The organism is Streptomyces sp. NBC_01116, from assembly GCF_041435495.1.
GTDB lineage: Bacteria > Actinomycetota > Actinomycetes > Streptomycetales > Streptomycetaceae > Streptomyces.
On record NZ_CP108644.1, the window covers coordinates 7,740,262 to 7,760,254 of the forward strand.

Here is a 19,993-nt window from a genome sequence, read left to right on the forward strand (position 1 = left end):
CGATCGCAAGCGAGCTGAATCGATCAAACGCTCACGGGGGGGGGCAGGGGCGAGAGGCTCGTGCCTCCGGCCGGAAAACCGGTGCGCTTACCATCTTTCCCGACATGGACACCATCAGCCTCTGGCAACTGGCCGCACTCGCGGCGGCATCCACTCTCGTCGGCTTCTCCAAGACGGCTGTGAGCGGTGCCAATACGATCAGTCTCGCGGTCTTCGCGGCCGTTCTCCCGGCCCGCGAATCGACCGGAGTGCTGCTCCCGATCCTCATCGTCGGCGACCTCCTCGCCGTACGCGTCTACCGCCGCCACGCCCACTGGCCCACCCTGCTCCGGCTGTTCCCCGCCGTCGCCGTGGGCGTCGTGGCGGGCACCCTGTTCCTGCTGTGGGCCGACGACGCGGCGGTCCGCACCTCCATCGGCGCGATCCTGCTGTTCATGACGGGTGTGACCCTGTGGCGCCGCCGGGTCGCGGAGAAGGAGACCGGGACGGAGGCGGGCGCCGGGACCGCCACGGACGACGAAGCCGTCACCGGCACCGGTCGGACCGCCGCGCGCGGCTACGGGGTACTCGGCGGGTTCACCACGATGGTCGCCAACGCCGGCGGACCGGTGATGTCGCTGTATCTGCTCTCGGCCGGCTTCCGCAAGCTCGGCTTCCTCGGCACCTCGGCCTGGTTCTTCCTGATCCTGAACGTGTCCAAGGTGCCGTTCAGCGTGGGCCTCGGCCTGATCGACGCCCGCTCCCTGCTGCTCGACGCCTGTCTGCTGCTGTTCGTCCTGCCCGGCGCCTACCTGGGGCGGGTGTGCGTCGACCGGATCAACCAGAAGGTCTTCGACCGGATCGTCATCGGCGCGACCGTGATCGGCGGACTGCAACTGCTGTTGATCTGATGCGGCCGGACCGCCACCTCAGGGAAGCAGCAGCCAGTCCGCTCCCACGGCGGCCAGCAGCCCTGTCCCCAGCAGCCAGCTGGCCAGCCGGGTGCGTCCGTTCCTGCTCAGCTCGATCACCACGCCGCACAGGATGAGCGCGAGCCCGTAGACGCCGACGACGAGTACCGAAGACCGGCTCGCGATGCGCAGCCCGAGCACGAGAGCCATCGCCGCCATGCCCACGGAGGAGAGCACGATGCGCAGCCGCCGGGCCTGGCGCGGGGTGAGTCTCTTCCCGTCCCGACCGTCCTGGCCGTCCTGACCGTCCTCACGGTTCTCACCACCGGGAACGTCGGCTTCGACCGTAGCCGTAGCCGTAGCCGTAGCCGTAGCCGTCTCCGTGGCCGCTTCCGTCTCCGCGGCGGCGTCGGCTATCGGGGAGTCGGTGCCCCCGTCCTTCTCGCGCTGGTCCCGGTGCTGGTCCTGATCCTGGTCAGAAGTGCTCATAGAGCCGGATCGTAGTAGCTGTACGGAGCCGGGACCCGCGGACCCGGTTCTTCCGCTCCTGGCCGCGCCCCGGGACCGGCCCCGGCACCTGCCCTCGGACTACCCCCGCAGGAGGGGTGCCTCCGCAGCCGCGTCTACCGTCGGGCCTGCCTCCACCCGGTCCGCCAACTCCCGCGCCCAGCCGACCAGTCCGGCGACCGCGATCCCGTGCGGCCCGGACCCGGCGAACGGAGCGAGCGCCCCAGCGCCCCGGCGCAGCAGCCGCGCCCCGCCCGCGGTGTTGCCCCGAGCGGAATGGGTCAGCCCCACCGCGAGCTGGGCCAGCCCCCGCCAGAGCTCCCGTTCGTCCTCCGGACCCGACTTCCAGGCGTCCTCGAAGACCTCGTGCGCGTGGAACGGCATCCCCGCGTCCAGCAGCCGCTGCGCCTCCCGAAGCGTCTCCGCGGGAGTACGGACGACCCCCTCCGGCTGTCGTTCGACGCCCGGTGTCCCGTACGGCAGGGGGCGTCCCAGTCCGTCACGGGGGCGCGCGTTGCGCGCCCGGCCCTCGGCATCACGGTCTCTGCGCGTCTCGTTCACTACTCGATTGTGCCCCGCACCTGCGGAGAATCCCGCGAACCCTGTCGGCGAGCACCCGCGCACGACTAGGCTCGACCGTCGAGAAGACTGCCTCTGTGGGAAGGGTGGGCATGAAGCCGTCCCAACCGTTGTACGAGCGTGAACCGGAACTCGCCGCCGCCGCGGAGGCGGTGGACGCCCTGTGCGGTGCCCAGGCCGTCGGCGGACTCCTGGTATTCAGCGGAGAGGCGGGGATCGGCAAGACCGCACTGCTCGCGGAGATCCGGAAGATGGCCGCCGAGCGCTGCACCGTCTGGTCCGCCCGGGGAGGCGAGACGGTCACCTCCGTACCGTTCCACGTCGTACGGCAGTTGCTCCAGCCCGCACTCGACCAGTTCCCGCCCGACGAGACCCGCGCCCTGTTCGGCGACTGGTACGAGACGACCGCCCCGGCCCTGGGGCTCGCCGAGCCGAGCGGCCTGCAACCCGACCCGCAGGGTGTGCGCGACGGCCTGGACTTCGTCGTCGGCCGGCTCGCGTCCCGGCTCAGCCACCGACCGTTACTGCTCATCGTGGACGACGCGCACTGGGCGGACGGCGAATCCCTGGCCTGGCTGGCCTCGTTCACCGCCCGCCTCGGTGAACTGCCGGTCCTGGTGGTGCAGGCCCACCGCCCGCAGGAGCTGGCCGAGCGCGACGCCAACTACATCGCCGACCGTGAGGCCGAGCGGAGCTCCGGCAGCAAGGGCACGATGACCCGGGTCGCCCTGCGGGCGCTGACCCCGGACGCCACCGCCGTGCTGGTCCGCGCGGGCCTCGGCGATCACGCCGACGACCCGTTCTGCCGCGAGGTGTGGGCCGTCACCGGAGGCAATCCGTACGAGGCGGTCGAGCTGGTCGCCAAGGTCCAGGACCGCGAACTGCCGCCGGTGGAGGAATCCGCGGGCGAACTGCGCGAGCTCGGCGCTTCCGCCAGGGGCAGCGGGCTCGTCGCCCGGCTGGAGCGGCTCGGCACGAACGCCAACCGGTTCGCCTGGGCCGCCGCGGTGCTCGGCACCGACATCTCGCAGGAACTGGCCGCCACCCTCGCCGGCATGAGCTCGGCGGAGGCCGCCGACTGCACGGCCCGGCTGCGCGACGCCCGTATCGTCAGCGGCTTCGACCCGCTGGAGTTCGTCCACCCGCTGATCGCGACGGCGGTCTACCGCTCGATCCCGCCGGCCACCCGCACCGCCATGCACGGGCGCGCCGCCTGGGCGATCACCCGGGCAGGCCTCGGGGCCGCCGCGGCCTCCCGGCACCTGTTGGAGGTCCACCCGGACGACGACCAGGAACTGGTCGCACAACTGCGGGAAGCCGCCGGCCAGCACCTCGCGGTCGGCGCGCCCGAAGCGGCCCGGCGCTGCCTGGAACGGGCGATCGAGGAGCCGCCACGCCCCAAGGACCGGGCCGTCCTGCTGTACGAGCTGGGCTGCGCGACACTGCTGAGCTCCCCTCCCACCACGGTCCAGCACCTCCGCGCCGCCCTGGACATGCCGGGGCTCGACGACGGGCTGCGGGTCGACGCCACCTTCCGGCTCGCCGCCGCCCTCGCCCACAACAACCAGCTCAAGGACGCGGCGCTCTCGCTGGCCGCCGAGGCCGCGCGCACCGCACCCGGCCCCGGGCTGATGCGGCTGCAGGCCGCGCACTTCATGTGGGAGGGCATGCAGGCCACCGAGGACGACGGACCGGCCCGCTCCCGGCGGCTCACCCGCAACGCCGACCACCTCAAGGGCCGCGACAACGCGGAGCGGGCGCTGCTCACGCTGCGGGCCTTCGACGCCATGGTGCGCGGCGAGAACGCCCAGCTCATCGTCGACCTGTGCGAACGCGCCCTGATCGACGGAAGTCCCGCCCGGGGCCTCGGCTGGACCGACTCCGAGTGGGGCTTCGAACTCCCCACCATGGTCGGCATCGCCTACACGTTCGTCGACCAGCTGGACCGCGCCGAGAGCCTCTTCGGCGAGGCGGTCCGGGCCTTCGAGATCTCCGGCTGGAGCGGCGCCCACCTGGCGTTCGCCCACACCCTGCTCGGGATGGTCCACCGCCGTCGCGGCCGCCTCGCCGAGGCCGAGGGATTCCTGCGCGAAGGGCTCCGCCTCGCCGACCGCGTCGGCTCCGGCCTCCCCGTGCACTGGGACGCGGCCTGCCTGCTCATCGACACCCTGCTGGCCCGCGGACGCACCGAGGAGGCCCGCCGCATCGCCGACCGCTACGACTTCGGCCCGCCCTATCCCAGCGCCATGGTGCTGCCCGACGGACCGAGCATGCGGGGCCGCCTGCTGCTGGCGGAGGGCCGCAAGCAGGACGCGATCGCCGAGCTCGAAGCGGCGGGCGCCGCTCTGGAGTCGCGCGAACGCTTCAACGGCATCTGGGCTCCCTGGGCGGGAGACCTGGCGCGCGCCCTGGCCGAGGACGACCCGGCCCGCGCGGCCCACCTCGCAGCCCGGAACCGGGTGCACGCCGAAAGGTTCGGCACACCCACCGCCATGGGCGAGGCGCTGCGCTGCGTCGCCCTCTTCGCGCCCCCGGAGCGGTCCGCGCAGCTGCTGGCCGAAGCGGTGGGACACCTGGAGAAGTCCTCCTCCGCCTACGAGCACGCCCTCGCCCGGGTCGACTACGGCATCGCGATCGGTTCGCACCGCGAGCTCGCCCGCGCCCAGAAGCAGGCGATGGCCTGCGGAGCCGAGGGGCTGGCCGCCCGCGCCCAACAGGCACGGGCGTCGATACGGTCCTCGGAGTGAGGTAATGTTTGTCCTGCGCGGTCACCCGGGGCAACCGGGGGAGAACGCGGCGGGACGTGGCGCAGCTTGGTAGCGCACTTGACTGGGGGTCAAGGGGTCGCAGGTTCAAATCCTGTCGTCCCGACTGGAGACAGTCGCAGGTCAGGGCCGGTTTCGGAGGTATCCGAAACCGGCCTTCGATCATTTCTGAGCCGGAATGCGAGCAGGCAGGGTCGGGGTGTGGACGTGTTGCCGTCTGCCGTGTTCGTCCGCTGTGCCGACGGCTACCTGATCTCCAGGCAGCGGCCCGCGTAGTAGGTCGCGAGTTCGTGGTTGTCGAGGTAGTCGTCGAACCCGACGCGATGCGCGAGCGTCAGTTCGACCGGCGACGGCTCGTCGTCGAACGGCCGGCTCGCCCGGATGGCGTCGAGAACGTGGGGCATCGCGTACTGGAACCGCAGGCCGCTGCGGACGTAGTGCGGCAGACCGTCGATGCTGCGCACCTCGGCGTCCTCGGCACCCGCTCCGGAGTAGATCGGGCGGGTCGCACCGTCGTAGCGGAAGATCTCGTTCAGCAGCGGCCTGTGCCGCTCGGGCACCTTCGGCAGGATCGCCTCGTCCCACCACCGCTGGAAGACCGGCGCGAACCGCGGGTCGGCGTAGAGCTTGTGGAGCGACTCGACGACCAGGCCGGAGTCGGTGAACTCGCGGCCGTGGCCGAGCAGCTCGGCCACGGCGGGATCGGCCGAGTCCTGGAACCAGTCCGACAGGATCAGCAGTACGGCGCTCTGGGTGAGCCCGGCGAGCTCCCGCAGTGGCACCCAGATGTGCCGGAAGTACATGTTCTCGCTCAGCATCCGGGCCCAGAACATGAACCGCTGCATCATGGTGTTCTCCGCGACCGTGACGGTGCGGTGGGCGAGTACGTACTCGAAGTCGTCGTTGTCGCCGCGCACGGTGACGAAGCCGTGCTCCTCGCGGTTCTCCGCGTAGCTCGTGTTGGGCAGCAGCAACAGGGGGTAGACGGCGATGCGTGACACGTGTGCGGACAGCCGGTCGTAGCCCGTCAGGAAGGAGTCGACCGTCTCACCGGGCGCGCCCCAGATCAGCTCCGCGTAGGCGTCGAGCCCCTCCGCCGCGAGCCAGGCCGCCAGCTCCTTCCACTCGTTGAGCCGCATGTTGCTTCTGCCCATGTCACGCAGGGCCGTGTCGTCCAGTGTCTGCAGCGCCACGGTGAACGAGCTCTGGAACCCCTCGGCCTTCATCCGACGGATGATGTTGTGGAACGTCTTGGACTTGTTCTTCGCCCACGACGTCTCCAACGACTGCGGGAACCCGTACTTCTCGCGTGTCCTGACGAGGTCCTCGACGAACTCCGCGTCCTGCTGGCGCATGCCGAAGTTCGAGTCGCACAGCACCACCGTCGGAATCCGGTGGTAGCCGAAGAGGTCGAGTTCCGCGCGCAGCCGCTCGCGGGAGAAGTCGCGCATCCTCTGGCCGACCGCGCCACCCCAGTAGCAGAACGAGCACTTGTACGGACAGCCGCGGTTGGTCTCCATCAGCGCCACGTCGTAGGGGAACCGGCCATGGTGGTCGAGCAGCGGGATGGCCCCGGTGAGAAACGGCGACGGAATGATGTCCAGGTCGTCGATGCGCGGCGCCTCGGCCGTGGTGTGGATCGTGCCTTCCTCGTCGCGGTAGGAGATTCCCGGCACCTGCGCGAGATCGTGCGGCGACTTCTCCTCCAGGACGGCGCGCAGCAGGTCGCGGAAGGTGAACTCGCCCTCGCCGTTGGCGACGACGTCGACCTCGGGGAAGCGTCGGAAGACGCGTTCCGCCTGGTGGGCGACGTGCGTTCCGCCGAAGACGACCAAGCCGTCCGGGCGCACCGACTTGTAGGTCTCGGCGAGCGCGCCGAACTGGTTGAGGTTCCAGCCGAGGACCGAGAACGCCAGCACGTCCGGCACGACCCCGGAGAAGATCGTGCGTGCCATCGAGCCGAGCGATGCTCCACCGCGGAAGTTCTGGATTCCCACCTCGAACTCGGGTCCCACCACGGGATCGGCCCGGGCCGCGGCCGTCAGATAACCGGCGGCGAGCGGCATCGACTCCTTGGGCATGTCCCAGGCGCCCTGTTGCACGATCAGCGCGGACCCGCGCTTCTCCCGTGAACGTGGTCGCGGTCGTGGTCGCGGTAACGGAAGTGTGGACTGACTCACTGTTCTGCCCCTATGCCCCTGTGCCGCCATGCCCTTATGCCGCCATGCCCCTGTGCCGCTGGGACCCGATGCCGCCGGGTTCCCGTGGGCGATGCAGGTGACGCGGCGCTCCATCGCCGCCGGCACGGTGAAGACCGTGCCCCCGTCCGGTGGCTCACCCGGTCGCGTCGTCCATGGCGCGGCGCAGGGAGGCCGGACGCAGATCGGTCCAGTGCTCCTCGACGTAGGCCAGGCACGCCGCCCGGCCGTCCGGGCCGTGCACCACGTGCCACCCGGCGGGCACCGGAGCGAACTCCGGCCACAGCGAGTGCTGGTCCTCGTCGTTGCGCAGCACCCGGAACGGTGCGTTGTCGTCGTCGAACGGGTTGGTCGTCTCAGCCATGCCGCCTCCAGGTCGCCGCACGCTACAACGCGCCGTCGGGTGGTCAACACTCCCGCCCTCCAGCATGGTGACCCCGCCACGCGGGGACGCCCCGACCCGCCCGTGCGGGAGGGCCGGGGCGGTGTTCGGTCAGATGCGGTAGCCGAGGCTGCGCAGCTGCTGACGGATCGCCTCGTCGTCGGCCGTGGCGGTGCCGCTGGTCGCGGCGCCCGAGTCGGCCGGAGCGAGGGCGACTCGCTCCTCACGAAGGTTCTCGTTCACTGGTTCTCCTTTCCTGACGTCGGTGTTCATCCCTGCCCGGTCGGACAAGCTCGGTGCCGCCCTAGGGTGGCGGCATGGATGGCGACATGGATGACCTGGCCTACGACGCGACCGGTACGCCGGCGGTTCGGCTGCGCCAGTGGGAACGGTGCTGGGCACCGGACGACCCGCACGCCAACTTCAAGGCCGAGGTGGTCGACTACGGGCTCCTCGATCCGCTGGAGACCGTGCGCGGCATGTCCCGGAACCTGGACATCCCGGTCGGCGCGATCGTCCGGTACGTGCTGGCGAAGTGGGCCACCGGCGGCAGCGGCGGCCTGCTCGAACTCGGGCCGGTGATGGTGCCGCGCCTGTGGGAGCCGATCGCGGCGGCGGAGGAGGCCGATTCCGACGAGCAGCGGCTCGCGGCGTACCACCAGCTCCGGCAGATGATCTCCTGGCTGAAGGTGCCGCTGGACGACCCCACGGTGTACCCGGCCCAGTGAGCGGACCGGTGACCTGACCGGTGAGCCCTCCGGCGATCGGTCCGGTGATCTGCCGAGTGACAAGCTCTCAGTGTTCACGGCGCACCACCCCGGTCACACAGCCGATCCCGCCGGCCGCCCGCAGGTACGCGCCGATGTCGATCTCGTCGACGTCCACGCCCGCCCGCTCCAGCGTCCGGCGGATTCCCGGGCAGCCCGCGGGCATCAGCACCCGCCCCGGCGCGAGCACCAGCAGGTTCATCCCGCGCCGCACCAGCAGTTCCTCGTCCGGCGGCAGCGCGAGCACCCGATAGCCGTGCGCGCGGAGCAGCGTCACCAACTCCGGTGGGCTCGCCGCCCGGTGGATGACGGCGGTGGACGCGTCGAGGAACACCACGGTCCCCAGCAGGTGCTGGACGCCCGGCACCAGCGGCACCGTCACCACCCGCGCCCCCAGCCCCGCGACCGCCGAGGCGACCTCGGCGGCGCCGGCCGCGTTCGTACGGAATCCGGTGCCGACGAGCACCGTCGACGGGTCGATCCACAGCGCGTCGGCGCCCTCGAACACGGCGGTGCCGGACACCGTGCGCAGGATCGGGAACCCGGCCCCGGCCAGCGCGAGCGCGGCATGCCGTTCCTCGCCGGCACGCTGCGCCGACGCCATCCGCGCCAGCACCGCCCCGGCCGGGGTCATCCAGAACAGGTCCCGCGCGAACACCGCGTTCGGCGTCGCCTCGGGGGACGTCAGGTGTACCTCGACCCCGTTGTCCCGCAAGCGGTCGGCCAGCGCGTCGCACTGCGCCCGCATCGCCGGGAGATCCACCGGCCCGAGCATGAGCGAGGCCCCCGGCCGTCGCACCGCGGCGATGCTGTCCGGCGGGCGGACCAGCAGCACCGACCGCAGCGCGGCCGTCTCCGACCGGTACCCGCACGGCGCCCACACCTCCCCGGCCGCGACTTCGTCCACATGCGACGCCGAGCGGGGGACCCACCCCGGGCCGCCGTGGGTGCTCGGTTCAGATCCAGTGGTCGTCACGGGCATAACCGAGCCTCTCCGCCATCGCGAGTACGTCGGCGCTCAGCGCGGACCTGACTTCCCCCTCCCGCGCCCGCCACCGCCCGGGGCGTGGTGCGGCGGTGGACACGGTGGCGGCGATACCGTCGGTCGCGGCGCGCTTCAGCGGCCCGTCGTACGGGATCCCCAGCCAGTCCGCGATCCGCTCGACGGCGTCCGCGCGCTCCCGCGGACCGCTGATCAGGTCCTCGAACCGCACCGTGTGATCCGCCCCGTGCGCGAGCACCGCCCGGTGGCTCGACCACCACTGGTGGGCGCAGACCCGGGGCAGGGCGGCGGCGGTGTACGCGGGCCAGCCGGGTGGCAGGTCGAACTTCCACCAGTGCCGGTCGGCCGGCCGTACGTCGGCGTATCCGGCGATGCGCAGCGGTTCGTCCAGCCGGTACGCGTGGAACCCGTGGTGCAGCCACCCGTCGACCAGGCCGTTGATCGACGCGGCGGGGTTCCTGGTCAGGTGCAGGACCCGCAGACGCGCGTGGGGGAAGACGGCCCGCAGGAAACCGAGCCGGTAGGCGTTGCCCGGCGTCTTGATCACCAGTGGTTTCGTGGCGAGGTCGTAGGCGTCCGCGGGCCGCCACGGCCGGGGGAGGACGAAGGGCGGCTCTTCGAGCAGCACGTCACCGGGCGGCCCGGCCGGCCGTGGTCCCGGTGGCTGCCCCGGAAGGTCGTAGTACCACGGGTTCACGCCGGCCCTGCCGATCAGCGCCCGCGCGAACCGGGGGAGATCACGGTCCAGTACCGCCTCGGCGGTCCGCACCAGGCCGACGGGGTCGAGGCCCCGCCCCGGCCACTGCACGACCAGCCGCCACGCCGCGTCCACCGCCAGGTTCTCCACGCCGGTACCGGGAGAGCCCGCGTCCAGGGACAGTTCGGCCTCGAACAGTTCCCGCGCCCCCGGTGGCAGCCCGTGCCAGTGCGCCGCGTCCAGCGCGTCGGACCCGGTCCCGCTGTGCGGGTGGTCGAGGCCGGCCAGCCTCAGCAACGGATTCAGCTCACCGCGCAGGTGCAGCAGGTGCGGCGAGGACCGCAGCAGCTCGGCGAGCATGCTCGACCCGCCCCGCGAGCTCGACGCGACCACGACGAGATCGCGCACCTTCGTGCGGAAGTGCGGCACCGGCGTGCCCCGCAGCGGCCGCAGGACCTCCAGCCCGCGCACGACCTCGGCGACCGGGCGGTCCACGGCGCGGCTAGGCATGATCGGGTTTCCGCACCGAGTACACGCACCACCGCCACCGGTCCCGCACCGAGCCGTCCGGCAGTACCTCGAACGGGTGTACGTCGCGGACCTCGCGCGGAGCGTCGTAGTAGAGGCGGTAGATCTCCTGCCGCTTCGCCGGTGTCGTCTCGTGGGTGTCGATCCACCGGTCGATCGACTCCCACAGGAAGTACTCCTCCATCCGCACGTCGGTGAACCCGCCGCCGGTGAGCAACGCCCGGAAGTCCTCCTCGCGGAACATCTGGAAGAGCAGTGGCTGCTTCTTCTTGAACACGCGGAACATCCAGAACGCGTCCACGTCCGCGTACGGCACGATCTGCCCGACGATGAACTGCCCGCCCGGTCGCAGCACACGGAAGATCTCCGACACCGGCCGCTCCGGCCGGGGCAGCAGATGCAGTACCTCCCGGGTGACCACGAGGTCGAAACTGGCGTCGGGGAACGGCAGGTCGTAGACGGTGCCCTGGTGTACGACGTCCAGCCGGTCGGCGGCGAGCGCGGTCATCTCCGGGGTGAGGTCCAGCCCGACCGTCTCGCCGACCCGGCCGCGGAACGCGCCGCCGACGACACCGCTGCCACAGCACACGTCCAGCATCCGCGCGTCCGGCGGCACCGCGCACAACTCCGCGTGCTTGCCGAGCAGGTCCTCGTCCGTGAGCCAGGCGCACGAGTCGTGCCAGTCCTTCGAGCGGATCCCGAACTGCCGCTGGTAGACCGCGTAGTCGACCTCGACGGCCCGGGTCCGGGAGCGGGCCGTCCGCCCGGCCAGCCGCGCGGCGAGCCGGGCCCGGCTCGCGTCGACGGCCCGTTCGGCGATGCGGCGGGCCAGCTCCGGGTCGGCCGCCAGCGCCCGCCGCGCCTGCTCGGTGACGACGTCGAACACGCGGGCGCCCGCCTCGTCGTTGCGCAGGGTGCGCTTGGTCTGGCCGTCGAACCGCGCGTCCGGGATCCGGATCGCGATCACCGCGGTCAGCCCCTCCAGGATGTCGACCACGGTCATCCTGTCCGCGGCGGGGCCGAGATGGTCGGCCACCACCCCGGCCAGCGCGCCGCGCAGGGCGTCCACATGGGACCCGCCCAGGTCGGTCCGGATGGTGTTGACGTAAGCGAAGATCTGCTCCGCGTACCCCTCGGTCCACTGGACGGCTGCGTCGATCACGCACCCGTCCCCGACCCAGGTGATGACGGTCGGCTCGGCGTGCACCTTCTCGGCGTCGCGGGCGCGGTGGGCGAGCAGGCCCCGCACCCCGGTCATCTCGCACAGCGACTCGTTCCGCCCGGTGCGGTGGTCGACGAGTTCGACCCGCAGGCCCGGGTGCAGGTACGCGATGTCGAGCAGCCGGGCGTGCAGCAGGTCCGCGTCGAGCACACAGGAGGAGAAGATCTCCGGGTCCGGGCGGAACCGCACCCGGGTGCCGCGGCGGCCGCTGTCGCCGACCCGCCCCAGCGGGGTCTCGACCGAGCCCCGGGCGAACGACTCGCTGTGGTGCGCGCCGTCGCGCCACACGTCCAGCCGCAACCACTCCGACAACGCGTTCACGCAGGCCAGGCCGACACCGTGCAGCCCGGCAGAGGTCGCGTACGAGGAGCGGTCGAACTTGCCCCCCGAGTGCAGCGTGGTGAGCACGAGCTCGCACGCCGGGATCCCGGTCTCCGGGTGCGGGTCGGTGGGGATGCCCCGGCCGTCGTCGGTGACCGAGCAGGAGCCGTCGTCGTGCAGCTCCACCGAGATCGTGCCGCAGTGCCAGGCGGCGGCCTCGTCCACGGCGTTGTCGACCAGTTCGAGCACCAGGTGGTGGGCGCCGTCGGAGCCGGTCGAACCGACGTACATCGACGGGTTGCGGCGCACCGCCTCCAGCCCGGAGTGGACGGTGATCGCCTCGGCGTTGTAGTCGGTGGTCATGGTGCTCCGTTCCCGGCGGACCGCGGCTCGGTCAGCCCGGTGAGGGCCCGCTCCAGCCGGTCCACGTGCGTCTTCTTCAACGTGCACAGCGTCTCCAGCCAGCTCGCCAGATCGGCCACGCCGTCCAGGTGCGCCCGCGCCGCCAGGCCGGGGTAGCGTTCCGTGGCCGCCCCGAGGTCGCCGCTGATCGCCGAGGCGAGATTGCCGCGGGTGTCGCCGGGCACGAGGCCGGAGCCCGGATCGTCGCCGCCCAGCAGGTCGCCCAGCACATCCAGATGACCGTGGGCGGCGCAGGCCACGCTCTCGGCGAGCTCTCCGAACACCCGGGCCGCCTCGGTGTGACCCTCGATCCCGGCGACCTGCGCGAAGTAGGTGTACCGCGCCGCGGTGGCCGCCTCGGCGAGGAACGCGGCCCGCACGCCGTCGGCGGGGGACTGGTCCGGTTCCATGTCAGACCCTCGTTCCCGAGGCGACGACGAACAGCATCCGGTCGGTGAGCCGCCCGTCCGTCCCGGCCACCGCGTGCCGTGCGCGGAAGGCGGGTGAGGCCCTTGTGTAGCGGTCCCGGATGGCCTCCCGGGCGTCCTCGCCGATCGCGCCGTTGTCCGACCACACGTCCACGTCCTCCACCGACACGTACCGCTCCGACCGCACCGGGTCGCACCCCGCGCCGACGAGCAGGGTCTCGACATCGCCGGGCCGGAAGAAGTGCCGCCGGGCCGGATTGCGCAGCCGCAGGATCTCGACGTACTCGTCGAGGTCGTCGGCCCCGTAGGCGCACAGGTGGGCCAGTACGATCCGGCCGCCCGGCCGGGTCACCCGCACCATCTCCCGCACCGCGTCCGGCAGCGTCATGAACTGGAGCCCCTGACGGCACACCACGACGTCGAACGTGCCGTCACCGAACGGCAGTTCCTCCGCCGGGGCGATCACCAGCTCGTCCAGTACGTCGCGCGCCCGCACGGCCATCTCCGGCGTGATGTCCACGCCGACGAGCCGCCGCCCCCGTCCGGCGAACAGCCTCGACACCAGTCCGGTGCCGCAGGCCACGTCGAGGATCGCGTCGCCCGGCCGGGGCGCGGCCGCGGACAGCATCAGCTCGCCGAGCGCGCCGTCGGTGCACCACGAACTGGACCGGTCGTAGGTGCCCGCACGGTCGGCGAAGTGCGTGCGGACGTGTGCCGTTTCGTTCATCTGCTCTCTCCTGCCGGAACCGGGGCGCGGCGCTGCTTCGCGCGGCGGCGCAGTCGGTGGACGGTGGCGTCGCGCCGCCACCGCCGGAAGTGGTTGCGGTCCGTGCGCAGCGATCGCGCCTCCACCGCGAGCCGCAGCGCGAACCCGCGCAGCGCGACGCCGAGCGGGCCGGGAGCCGGTTCGTCCAGCGAGGCCCGGTCGAACGGGTAGCGAAGCGTCTCCATCGCCCGCGCGGTCACGCTCTCCACCTGCCGCCGCTCCCGGTCGGACAGGCCCCGCCGGTGGGCGCCGATCCGGGCCGTGGTGATCGGGTCGCCCGCCGTGCGCCAGGACGCCGACAGCGACGCGGTCACCCGGGCGTTGCCGCTGAGATGGTGCGCCAGCATCGCCGGCTCGAACGCCTCACCGACGAAGTCGCAGATCGCCCGGATCTCCCGTTCGGGCGCGGACACCAGGTCCTCGTACCGCACCAGGTGCACCACCGACGGCCCCCACCGCTCCAGGGCCGCGCGGGCCAGCTCCTGTTCGGCCGCCCACCGCAGCGCCATGCGGTACGGGTGGCAGTGGCCGAACACGGCCCGCTTCGCCGACGCGACCACATCGCGGGGATCGCGCACCAGCCACAGGAACCGCGCGTCGGGGAGTTGGTCGAGCACCTCGTCGACGTGCTCGACCATGAACGTGCTCTTGCACCCCCACCGGGCCGCGCCCTCCGCGACGCGGTACTGGTCGTAGATCGCCGACACCACCCCGAACAGCGACGGGCCGGCCGCCCGGGTCACCGCGGCCCGGTCGATCACGTGCGGCCACGGGTGGATGTGGTCGCGCAGCAACCGCATCGCGTCGCCCACCATCGCGTCGACGTCACCGTCGTACGGGATGCCGGACAGGTACCGCATGAAGTGCGGCGGGTGCGGGACCGCGATCCGCGCGTGCGCGTCGAGCACCAGCCGCAGCAGGTTCGACCCGGAGCGTTCGGTCCCGATGATCAGGATCGGGCCGTCCTGGCGGGACACCCGTCAGCCCCCCACCGCGAGCTTCTTCGCGCCGCAGTCCATCAGCGTGCTCCCGACCGCGGCCACCTCCGGGTCGGCCACCTTGTCCAAGGTGTACTGCTCGGAACCGGGAACCAGGGGCGCGGCGGCGGAGCTCCACTCCGCACGCCAGCCGGTCCCGGCGTACGACGTCGACCGCTCGGTGCCGTCGGCCGGCTGCGGGTGGAAGTACTGGAAGTGCTCCGGCCAGTGCCGGAAGTCCATCACCGGGCCGGGCTGGTAGGCGTCGTACACCCGCTTGTACGCGTCCCGGCAGACCTGCTCGGGCAGTCCGCTCACATTCAGGAACTCGTCCTCGTGCAGCGCCTGTTCGACCGACAGCCAGTTCAGGTGGTCGATCTCGGTGCGAATCACCTTGTTCCGCACCGCGTCCTGGTACACCGTCGTGCCGGGCATGGCCGACAGGTACTTCACCCGGGTCACGTGGTTGTACTGCTCGGCGAACCGCACCATGTCCGAGAGGGACTCCTCGGTCTCGTTCGGCAGACCGACGATGAGCAGCGAGCCGAACCGCACGCCGCCCTCGAACGTGGTGCGCATCGCGCGGACGGTCAGGTTCTCGCTGCTGCCCTTGCGGGCCTCGCGCAACACCTCGCGGCCGAGCGACTCGACGCCGTACAGGATGATGTCCGCACCCGCCTCCCGCATCGCGTCGATGCGCGGCACGTCCATGTCGGCGCACCGGGTGAGACAGGTCCACCGCAGATCGTGCTGGGAGATCACGTCGCACATCTCGATGGTCTGGCCGCGGTGCGAGCTGAACGTGAGGTCGACGAAGAAGCAGAACTCCACGCCGTACTGGGTCTTCAGCCAGTCGAGGTCGCGGTCCATCTTCTCCGGCGACTTCGCCCGCACCTGCGGGGTGGTGCGGTAGCAGAACGAGCAGTCCATCTTGCAGCCGCGGCTGTAGGACGCGATCACCTGCGGCTGCATGCCGAGCGGCGACCGCGACTGGGGCCACAGGTCGAGCCGCATCCTGGGCAGCGCGTCGAGATCCATCATCTGGCCGCGCGCCGCCGTGCGGCGCGCGTTCCCCTTCTCGTCCCGGTAGCAGATGCCCTTGACGGTCGGGAGGTCCCGCTGCCACGAGCCGCGGGTGTAACTCTCCATCAGCTCCAGGATGGTGATCTCGCCCTCGCTGATCACCGCGATGTCGCAGTCGGTGTCCGACATGAAGATCGACGGAACGGACGTGACCAGCGAGCCGCCGCAGATGATCGGTATGTCCGGGTGCGAGGCGCGGACCATCGCCATCAGGGCGCGGCAGAACGGGAAGTTGTCCTCGAACGTGCACACGCCGAGCACGTCGGTGCCTTCGATGATCTGCTCGTACGCCGCCTGCAGCGGGTTCGGGGTGAAGCGGACGTCGACGATGCGCACCGGATAGCCGGCGTTGTGGAGCACGGTCGAGATGTACGTCGCGCCCTCGTAGGGCGAGGTGAGGAAGAACTCCCAGCCGCGCGGCATAGTGAACGGCGAGGGCCCGACGACGAGGGTGAACCTCGGCAGCACGGGATCGACCGGCACGGGTTCGGCGTCCTGGTTGCGCATCTGCTCGATGTAGCGCTGGTCGACGGTGCCGTTCGCGTCGGCATACAGCTCCAGGGCCAGGGACAACTTGCGCGCCATGTGAATGCTCCCTCGCTTCACGTCGTGGAGGCTCCGCCGCGTAACTGTAGGAGCGGGGCGCGCTGTTCAGCACCGGTGTTCAGGCCGCGCAGTTCGTCGTTGTCGTACGCGGGAAGCCCGTTGCTAGCCTTCGGGGCCGCTGGCGTCGACAGAGGAATGCCGAGGAATCCCGGTGACCACACAGCCGAACATCCTGTTCATCTCCCTGGACACCGTGCGCGCCGACGTGGCCTATTCGGGGAAGTACCCGGGCATCGAGCGACTGCGCGCGAGCGGGGTCAGCTTCACGCAGGCGATCTCGTCGTGCCCCCTGACACCGGTCAGCCACGCCACGGTGTTCACCGGGCTCCAGCCGCCCCGCCACGGGGTCAGGCACCTGTTCCGCGAAGCACTGGACCAGCGGGTGCCGACGCTGGCGGAGCGCCTCTCGGCGGCCGGGTACGCGACCGGCGCGGTGGTGTCCTGCCCCGGCCTGAACCAGTGGTACGGGATGGACCGCGGCTTCGACCTCTACGACGACGAGATCCCGCTGCTGCCGGACGGCCGGGACCCGCTGTCGGTCGGCGACGTGAAGCTGCGCGGGCTGGCGCTCAAGCGCGCGCCGCTGGTGGTCGAACGCGCCACCCACTGGCTCCGGTCGCTGGACGGCGACCGTCCGTTCTTCCTGTTCGCGCACTTCTTCGACGCGCACTGGCCGTACGAGCCGCCGGAGGACGTCGGCGTCGAGGTGGCGAACCCGTACGAAGGCGAGATCGCCTACACCGACCACTACGTCCAGCTCCTGCTGCGCCGCATCGCCGGGATGGGCCACGACATCGAGTCGACGCTGGTGGTGTGCTTCTCCGATCACGGCGAGGACCTGGCCGGGTGGTACCCCAACGACCACGCCGGCGACCTCGGCCACCCGTACGAGGAGGGCCACGGCTGCCTGCTGTTCGACGCGACCCAGCATGTGCCGCTGGTCATCAGCGGGCCCGGGGTGCCGGTGGGGACGAGCGTGGACAGCCAGGTGCGGCTCGTCGACATCATGCCGACGGTGCTCGACCATCTCGGGCTGGACCCGCTGCCGTCGGACGGCGCCTCGCTGACCGAGTTCTTCGCGGACGGTACCGGGGCGTCCCGCGAGGCGTACGCGGAGACCTACTTCCCGCAGGAGCGGGCCGCCGCCTCGGACGAGTACCCGGACCTGAAGGCGCTGCACGCGGTGCGGGCGGACGGGCGGAAGGTGATCTGGGAGGCGGACGGGCGCCAGGTGTGGGCCTACGACCTCGCCGCCGATCCCCACGAGCTCGGCGGGCGGGTCCTCGTGTCCGACGAGGACGCGTGAAGCCAGGGGGGACCTCGGAGCCCCGCTCGGTCCGGCGGGTGCTGATCGCGAGCACGATCGGCACCGCCATCGAGTGGTACGACTTCTACCTGTACGCGACGGCGTCCGCGCTGGTGTTCGGCCCGCTGTTCTTCCCGGGGTCGTCGGCCGCCGGCGGTGTGCTCGCGTCGTTCGCCACCTACGCGGCCGGGTTCGTCGCGCGCCCGCTGGGCGGCCTGCTGTTCGGCCACTTCGGCGACCGGGTGGGCCGCAAGTCGATGATGGTGTGGACGCTGCTCGTCATGGGCATCGCCACGTTCGGCGTCGGCCTGCTGCCCACCTACGACACGGCGGGTGTGCTCGCGCCGGTCCTGCTGGTGACGTTGCGCGTCGCCCAGGGCATCGGCATCGGCGGCGAATGGGGGAGCGCGGTGCTGCTCAGCACCGAACACGGCCCGCCCACACGCAGGGGCTTCTTCAGCAGCTGGCCGGCGATGGGCTTCGCGCTGGCGTTGTTCGGCAGCAACCTGACCTTCGTGCTGATCTCCGGGCTGCCCGAGGAGGACTTCCTGACCTGGGGGTGGCGGCTGCCGTTCCTGGGGTCGGTCGTCCTGGTCGGCATCGGCATCTGGGTCCGGCTGGGGATCGAGGAGACACCGGAGTTCGTGCGCGGCCGGGCGGAGAACCGCGCCGCCCGGGTGCCGGTGATCATGGTGCTGCGGCAGTGGCCGCGCCGCGTGGTGATCGGCATTCTCGCCTCGCTCGGCACCGGGTCGGTGATCGCGATGTTCACCGTGTTCCTGGTGGCGCACGCGGCGAAGGCGGGCCCCGAGGTGCGGTCGGCCGTGCTGACCGGGCTGATGATCGCGGCCCTGGGGGAGTGCGTGACACTGCCCGTGTTCGGCGCGCTGTCCGACCGGTTCGGCCGCCGGAAGGTCATGATCTTCGGCTACGTGGTCGCGGTGGCGGCGATGGTCCCGGCGGGCGCCTGGCTGTCCTCGGGCGATCCGACGCTGATCGCCCTGGTGCTCGTCCCCGCGCTGACCATCGCACACGGCGCGATCTACGGTGGGCTGGCGGCGTTCCTGGTGGACCTGTTCCCGACCATGGTGCGGTTCTCCGCCATCGCCGTGACCTACCAGGTGGGCGTCACCATCTCCAGCTTCTGGCCGCTCGTCGCGGTCGCGGTCACCGGCGGCTCGTCGTCGCTGCTTCCGGTGGTCGCGCTCTTCGCGGTGGTCCAGACGGTGGCGGCGATCGCCGTGGCGTGCGCGCCCGACTCACGCGCCGGCGCGGACCTGGTCGCGGACCCGGCAGGCGAGGGCCGACCAGTCGGCCGCGCAGTCCCTGGCGAGGTCCGCGACCACCGGTGACCAGCGCTCGGGGACGGCGGCGGCGAGGCGGTCCCACTGCGCGGCGTCGAGGGTGTTGGCGTCGAGCAGCCGCAGGAGCGCGCGGCCGATCTCGGAGAACCGCAACGACGGATCGGTGCGCAGCGACAGCAGGAACCGCTCCCGTTCGGCGCGAGACGTGCCGTTGGCACCGTGGTCACCGCCGACGCCGTCGCCCGGTGCGTCGTTTCCCGGTGTGCTGTTTTCCGGTAGCTCGCTTTCCGTGCGGTGCTCGGCGGAAAGGCGATGCCGCGATGGAATGGGATTCTCGCCGCGGCGCATTCTTTCCCGGACATCCCGGGCGGTGCCGACCGATATTCCGGCGATGCGGGCGACCGCCCGCAACGAAAGATCTGGATTGTTCGAGATCGCCCGACTCGCCGTCATGCGTCCGTGCGAGGCGTCGAGTGGCCGCACTTTCCCGTCGCGGCCGAGGCGGGTGTGCAACTGAGTCGTTTCCCCGGTTGTACGCTGCCGGATCGCGGCCACCGTCTTGGTGGACAATCCGGCCGTCGCCGCGATCAGGCGGTCCGAGAAGTGCGGATGCGACGAGAGGATCCGGGAGGCGGCCGCGGTGCGGTCGGCCAGCGTCAGCGGCAACCCCTGGCCCACGTTGGCGCTCACGGCCAGGACGAACGCGTCCTCCTCGGTGCCGTCGACGAACCGCGCACCGATGGTGGCGTCCCCGCGCAGCCTGGCCGCACGCAGGCGGTGCTCGCCGTCGACCACCCGCATGGTCGGCCGGTGCACGAGGATCGGCGGGAGGGCGTCCGGGCACTGCGCGAGCGTGCTGACGTGGTCGGGACAGGAGCCGGCGACCCGCACGAGACACGTTTCGGTCAACTGGTCGACCGGCACGAGACATGTGTCGGTCGGCTGGTCGACCGGCGCGAACGTCGTCGGTGGCGTGTCCCCCGGTCGCGTACCCGGCGATGTCCCGCTCATCCGAACTCCTCCAGATGGGCCAACCCATTTCCGGGCGCGACGTGGTCGCGCTCGGCGGCGCGTAACCGATCAGATCTCGGGAAGCGGCTACAAGATACTGGCCAGGTTATGGCACCGAACAGACCGGCGAGACAAAGTTTCCCTTAGTAAGTTCTCATGATTGCCCGGTGGTCGGCGCATCGGGTGAGCGTCCGAGTAAGTACCTCGTCACCCTCGTTGACATCGATCTGATGGATGAGACAGAGTTCCCT

Annotated in this window: 18 protein-coding genes and 1 tRNA gene; 6 read left to right on the plus strand and 13 right to left on the minus strand. The window is 71.4% G+C overall.

The genetic code is table 11. The features are described from left to right. Positions 1-104 precede the first annotated feature (104 nt). Entirely contained in the window at positions 105-890 is a 786-nt protein-coding gene (locus OG245_RS33945; protein ID WP_371627166.1) for a sulfite exporter TauE/SafE family protein, read from the plus strand. Positions 891-908: 18 nt separating this feature from the next. Here OG245_RS33945 and OG245_RS33950 read toward each other — a convergent pair whose 3' ends face one another. Together OG245_RS33950 and OG245_RS33955 are read right to left on the minus strand one after the other, a co-directional pair. Next, positions 909-1,379, minus strand: coding sequence for a hypothetical protein (locus OG245_RS33950; protein WP_371627167.1), 471 nt, complete (start codon positions 1,377-1,379; stop codon positions 909-911). A gap of 99 nt (positions 1,380-1,478) precedes the next feature. Further along, complete coding sequence (locus tag OG245_RS33955) at positions 1,479-1,958, minus strand: DUF309 domain-containing protein (protein ID WP_371627168.1); 480 nt, start codon at positions 1,956-1,958, stop codon at positions 1,479-1,481. Between the two features lie 110 nt (positions 1,959-2,068). On the opposite strand from OG245_RS33955, the gene OG245_RS33960 reads away from it, so the two are divergent. Together OG245_RS33960 and OG245_RS33965 are read left to right on the plus strand one after the other, a co-directional pair. After that, complete coding sequence (locus OG245_RS33960) at positions 2,069-4,723, plus strand: AAA family ATPase (protein WP_371627169.1); 2,655 nt, start codon at positions 2,069-2,071, stop codon at positions 4,721-4,723. Between the two features lie 50 nt (positions 4,724-4,773). Beyond that, positions 4,774-4,847: transfer RNA gene (locus OG245_RS33965), tRNA-Pro, on the plus strand. Between the two features lie 139 nt (positions 4,848-4,986). Here OG245_RS33965 and OG245_RS33970 read toward each other — a convergent pair. From OG245_RS33970 to OG245_RS33980, 3 genes are all read right to left on the minus strand, one after another. Next, positions 4,987-6,843, minus strand: a complete 1,857-nt coding sequence (locus OG245_RS33970) for a KedN5 family methylcobalamin-dependent radical SAM C-methyltransferase (protein ID WP_371627170.1) — start codon at positions 6,841-6,843, stop codon at positions 4,987-4,989. 232 nt (positions 6,844-7,075) lie between these two features. Then, positions 7,076-7,303: an MbtH family protein gene (locus OG245_RS33975; RefSeq protein ID WP_371627171.1), complete on the minus strand. Its 228-nt coding sequence runs from the start codon at positions 7,301-7,303 to the stop codon at positions 7,076-7,078. A gap of 129 nt (positions 7,304-7,432) precedes the next feature. Then, positions 7,433-7,564, minus strand: coding sequence for a hypothetical protein (locus OG245_RS33980; RefSeq protein WP_371627172.1), 132 nt, complete (start codon positions 7,562-7,564; stop codon positions 7,433-7,435). 74 nt (positions 7,565-7,638) lie between these two features. On the opposite strand from OG245_RS33980, the gene OG245_RS33985 reads away from it, so the two are divergent. Next, a complete protein-coding gene (locus OG245_RS33985; protein WP_362366954.1) occupies positions 7,639-8,049 on the plus strand; it encodes a DUF6027 family protein in 411 nt (136 codons plus the stop codon). A 67-nt stretch (positions 8,050-8,116) separates the two neighbouring features. Here the strand turns inward: OG245_RS33985 and OG245_RS33990 are convergent, their stop codons facing one another. The 7 genes from OG245_RS33990 to OG245_RS34020 are packed head-to-tail and all read right to left on the minus strand — an operon-like array spanning position 8,117 to position 16,100. Next, positions 8,117-8,995: a dimethylarginine dimethylaminohydrolase family protein gene (locus OG245_RS33990; protein ID WP_371627173.1), complete on the minus strand. Its 879-nt coding sequence runs from the start codon at positions 8,993-8,995 to the stop codon at positions 8,117-8,119. A 49-nt stretch (positions 8,996-9,044) separates the two neighbouring features. After that, entirely contained in the window at positions 9,045-10,298 is a 1,254-nt protein-coding gene (locus tag OG245_RS33995; RefSeq protein WP_371627174.1) for a sulfotransferase, read from the minus strand. Further along, a complete protein-coding gene (locus OG245_RS34000; protein ID WP_371627175.1) occupies positions 10,291-12,222 on the minus strand; it encodes a methyltransferase domain-containing protein in 1,932 nt (643 codons plus the stop codon). The genes OG245_RS33995 and OG245_RS34000 overlap by 8 nt, the downstream gene beginning before the upstream one ends. Continuing rightward, positions 12,219-12,671 (minus strand): rubrerythrin family protein, encoded by a 453-nt coding sequence (locus OG245_RS34005; RefSeq protein WP_371627176.1) that lies wholly within the window; start codon positions 12,669-12,671, stop codon positions 12,219-12,221. The genes OG245_RS34000 and OG245_RS34005 overlap by 4 nt, the downstream gene beginning before the upstream one ends. Position 12,672: 1 nt before the next feature. Continuing rightward, complete coding sequence (locus OG245_RS34010; RefSeq protein ID WP_371627177.1) at positions 12,673-13,416, minus strand: class I SAM-dependent methyltransferase; 744 nt, start codon at positions 13,414-13,416, stop codon at positions 12,673-12,675. Continuing rightward, complete coding sequence (locus OG245_RS34015; protein ID WP_371627178.1) at positions 13,413-14,432, minus strand: sulfotransferase; 1,020 nt, start codon at positions 14,430-14,432, stop codon at positions 13,413-13,415. The genes OG245_RS34010 and OG245_RS34015 overlap by 4 nt, the downstream gene beginning before the upstream one ends. A gap of 3 nt (positions 14,433-14,435) precedes the next feature. After that, positions 14,436-16,100 carry a radical SAM protein gene (locus OG245_RS34020; RefSeq protein WP_371627179.1) on the minus strand — a complete coding sequence of 555 codons (1,665 nt, stop codon included), beginning with the start codon at positions 16,098-16,100 and terminating at the stop codon, positions 14,436-14,438. A gap of 172 nt (positions 16,101-16,272) precedes the next feature. Between OG245_RS34020 and OG245_RS34025 the strand changes: the two genes are divergently transcribed. Further along, on the plus strand, positions 16,273-17,427 hold the full coding sequence (locus OG245_RS34025) for a sulfatase (protein ID WP_371627180.1): 1,155 nt from the start codon (positions 16,273-16,275) through the stop codon (positions 17,425-17,427). Further along, positions 17,424-18,779 (plus strand): MFS transporter, encoded by a 1,356-nt coding sequence (locus OG245_RS34030; RefSeq protein ID WP_371627181.1) that lies wholly within the window; start codon positions 17,424-17,426, stop codon positions 18,777-18,779. Before OG245_RS34025 ends, OG245_RS34030 begins: the two co-directional genes overlap by 4 nt. Here OG245_RS34030 and OG245_RS34035 read toward each other — a convergent pair. Then, positions 18,687-19,742 (minus strand): ParB N-terminal domain-containing protein, encoded by a 1,056-nt coding sequence (locus OG245_RS34035; RefSeq protein ID WP_371627182.1) that lies wholly within the window; start codon positions 19,740-19,742, stop codon positions 18,687-18,689. The genes OG245_RS34030 and OG245_RS34035 overlap by 93 nt on opposite strands. Between the last annotated feature and the right edge of the window lie 251 nt (positions 19,743-19,993).

Coding starts and splice junctions, on each gene's coding strand:
- OG245_RS33945 (WP_371627166.1), top strand. CDS start 105: ATGGACACCATCAGCCTCTGGCAACTGGCCGCACTCGCGGCGGCATCC.
- OG245_RS33950 (WP_371627167.1), bottom strand. CDS start 1,379: ATGAGCACTTCTGACCAGGATCAGGACCAGCACCGGGACCAGCGCGAG.
- OG245_RS33960 (WP_371627169.1), top strand. CDS start 2,069: ATGAAGCCGTCCCAACCGTTGTACGAGCGTGAACCGGAACTCGCCGCC.
- OG245_RS33975 (WP_371627171.1), bottom strand. CDS start 7,303: ATGGCTGAGACGACCAACCCGTTCGACGACGACAACGCACCGTTCCGG.
- OG245_RS33985 (WP_362366954.1), top strand. CDS start 7,639: ATGGATGGCGACATGGATGACCTGGCCTACGACGCGACCGGTACGCCG.
- OG245_RS33995 (WP_371627174.1), bottom strand. CDS start 10,298: ATGCCTAGCCGCGCCGTGGACCGCCCGGTCGCCGAGGTCGTGCGCGGG.
- OG245_RS34000 (WP_371627175.1), bottom strand. CDS start 12,222: ATGACCACCGACTACAACGCCGAGGCGATCACCGTCCACTCCGGGCTG.
- OG245_RS34005 (WP_371627176.1), bottom strand. CDS start 12,671: ATGGAACCGGACCAGTCCCCCGCCGACGGCGTGCGGGCCGCGTTCCTC.
- OG245_RS34010 (WP_371627177.1), bottom strand. CDS start 13,416: ATGAACGAAACGGCACACGTCCGCACGCACTTCGCCGACCGTGCGGGC.
- OG245_RS34020 (WP_371627179.1), bottom strand. CDS start 16,100: ATGGCGCGCAAGTTGTCCCTGGCCCTGGAGCTGTATGCCGACGCGAAC.
- OG245_RS34035 (WP_371627182.1), bottom strand. CDS start 19,742: ATGAGCGGGACATCGCCGGGTACGCGACCGGGGGACACGCCACCGACG.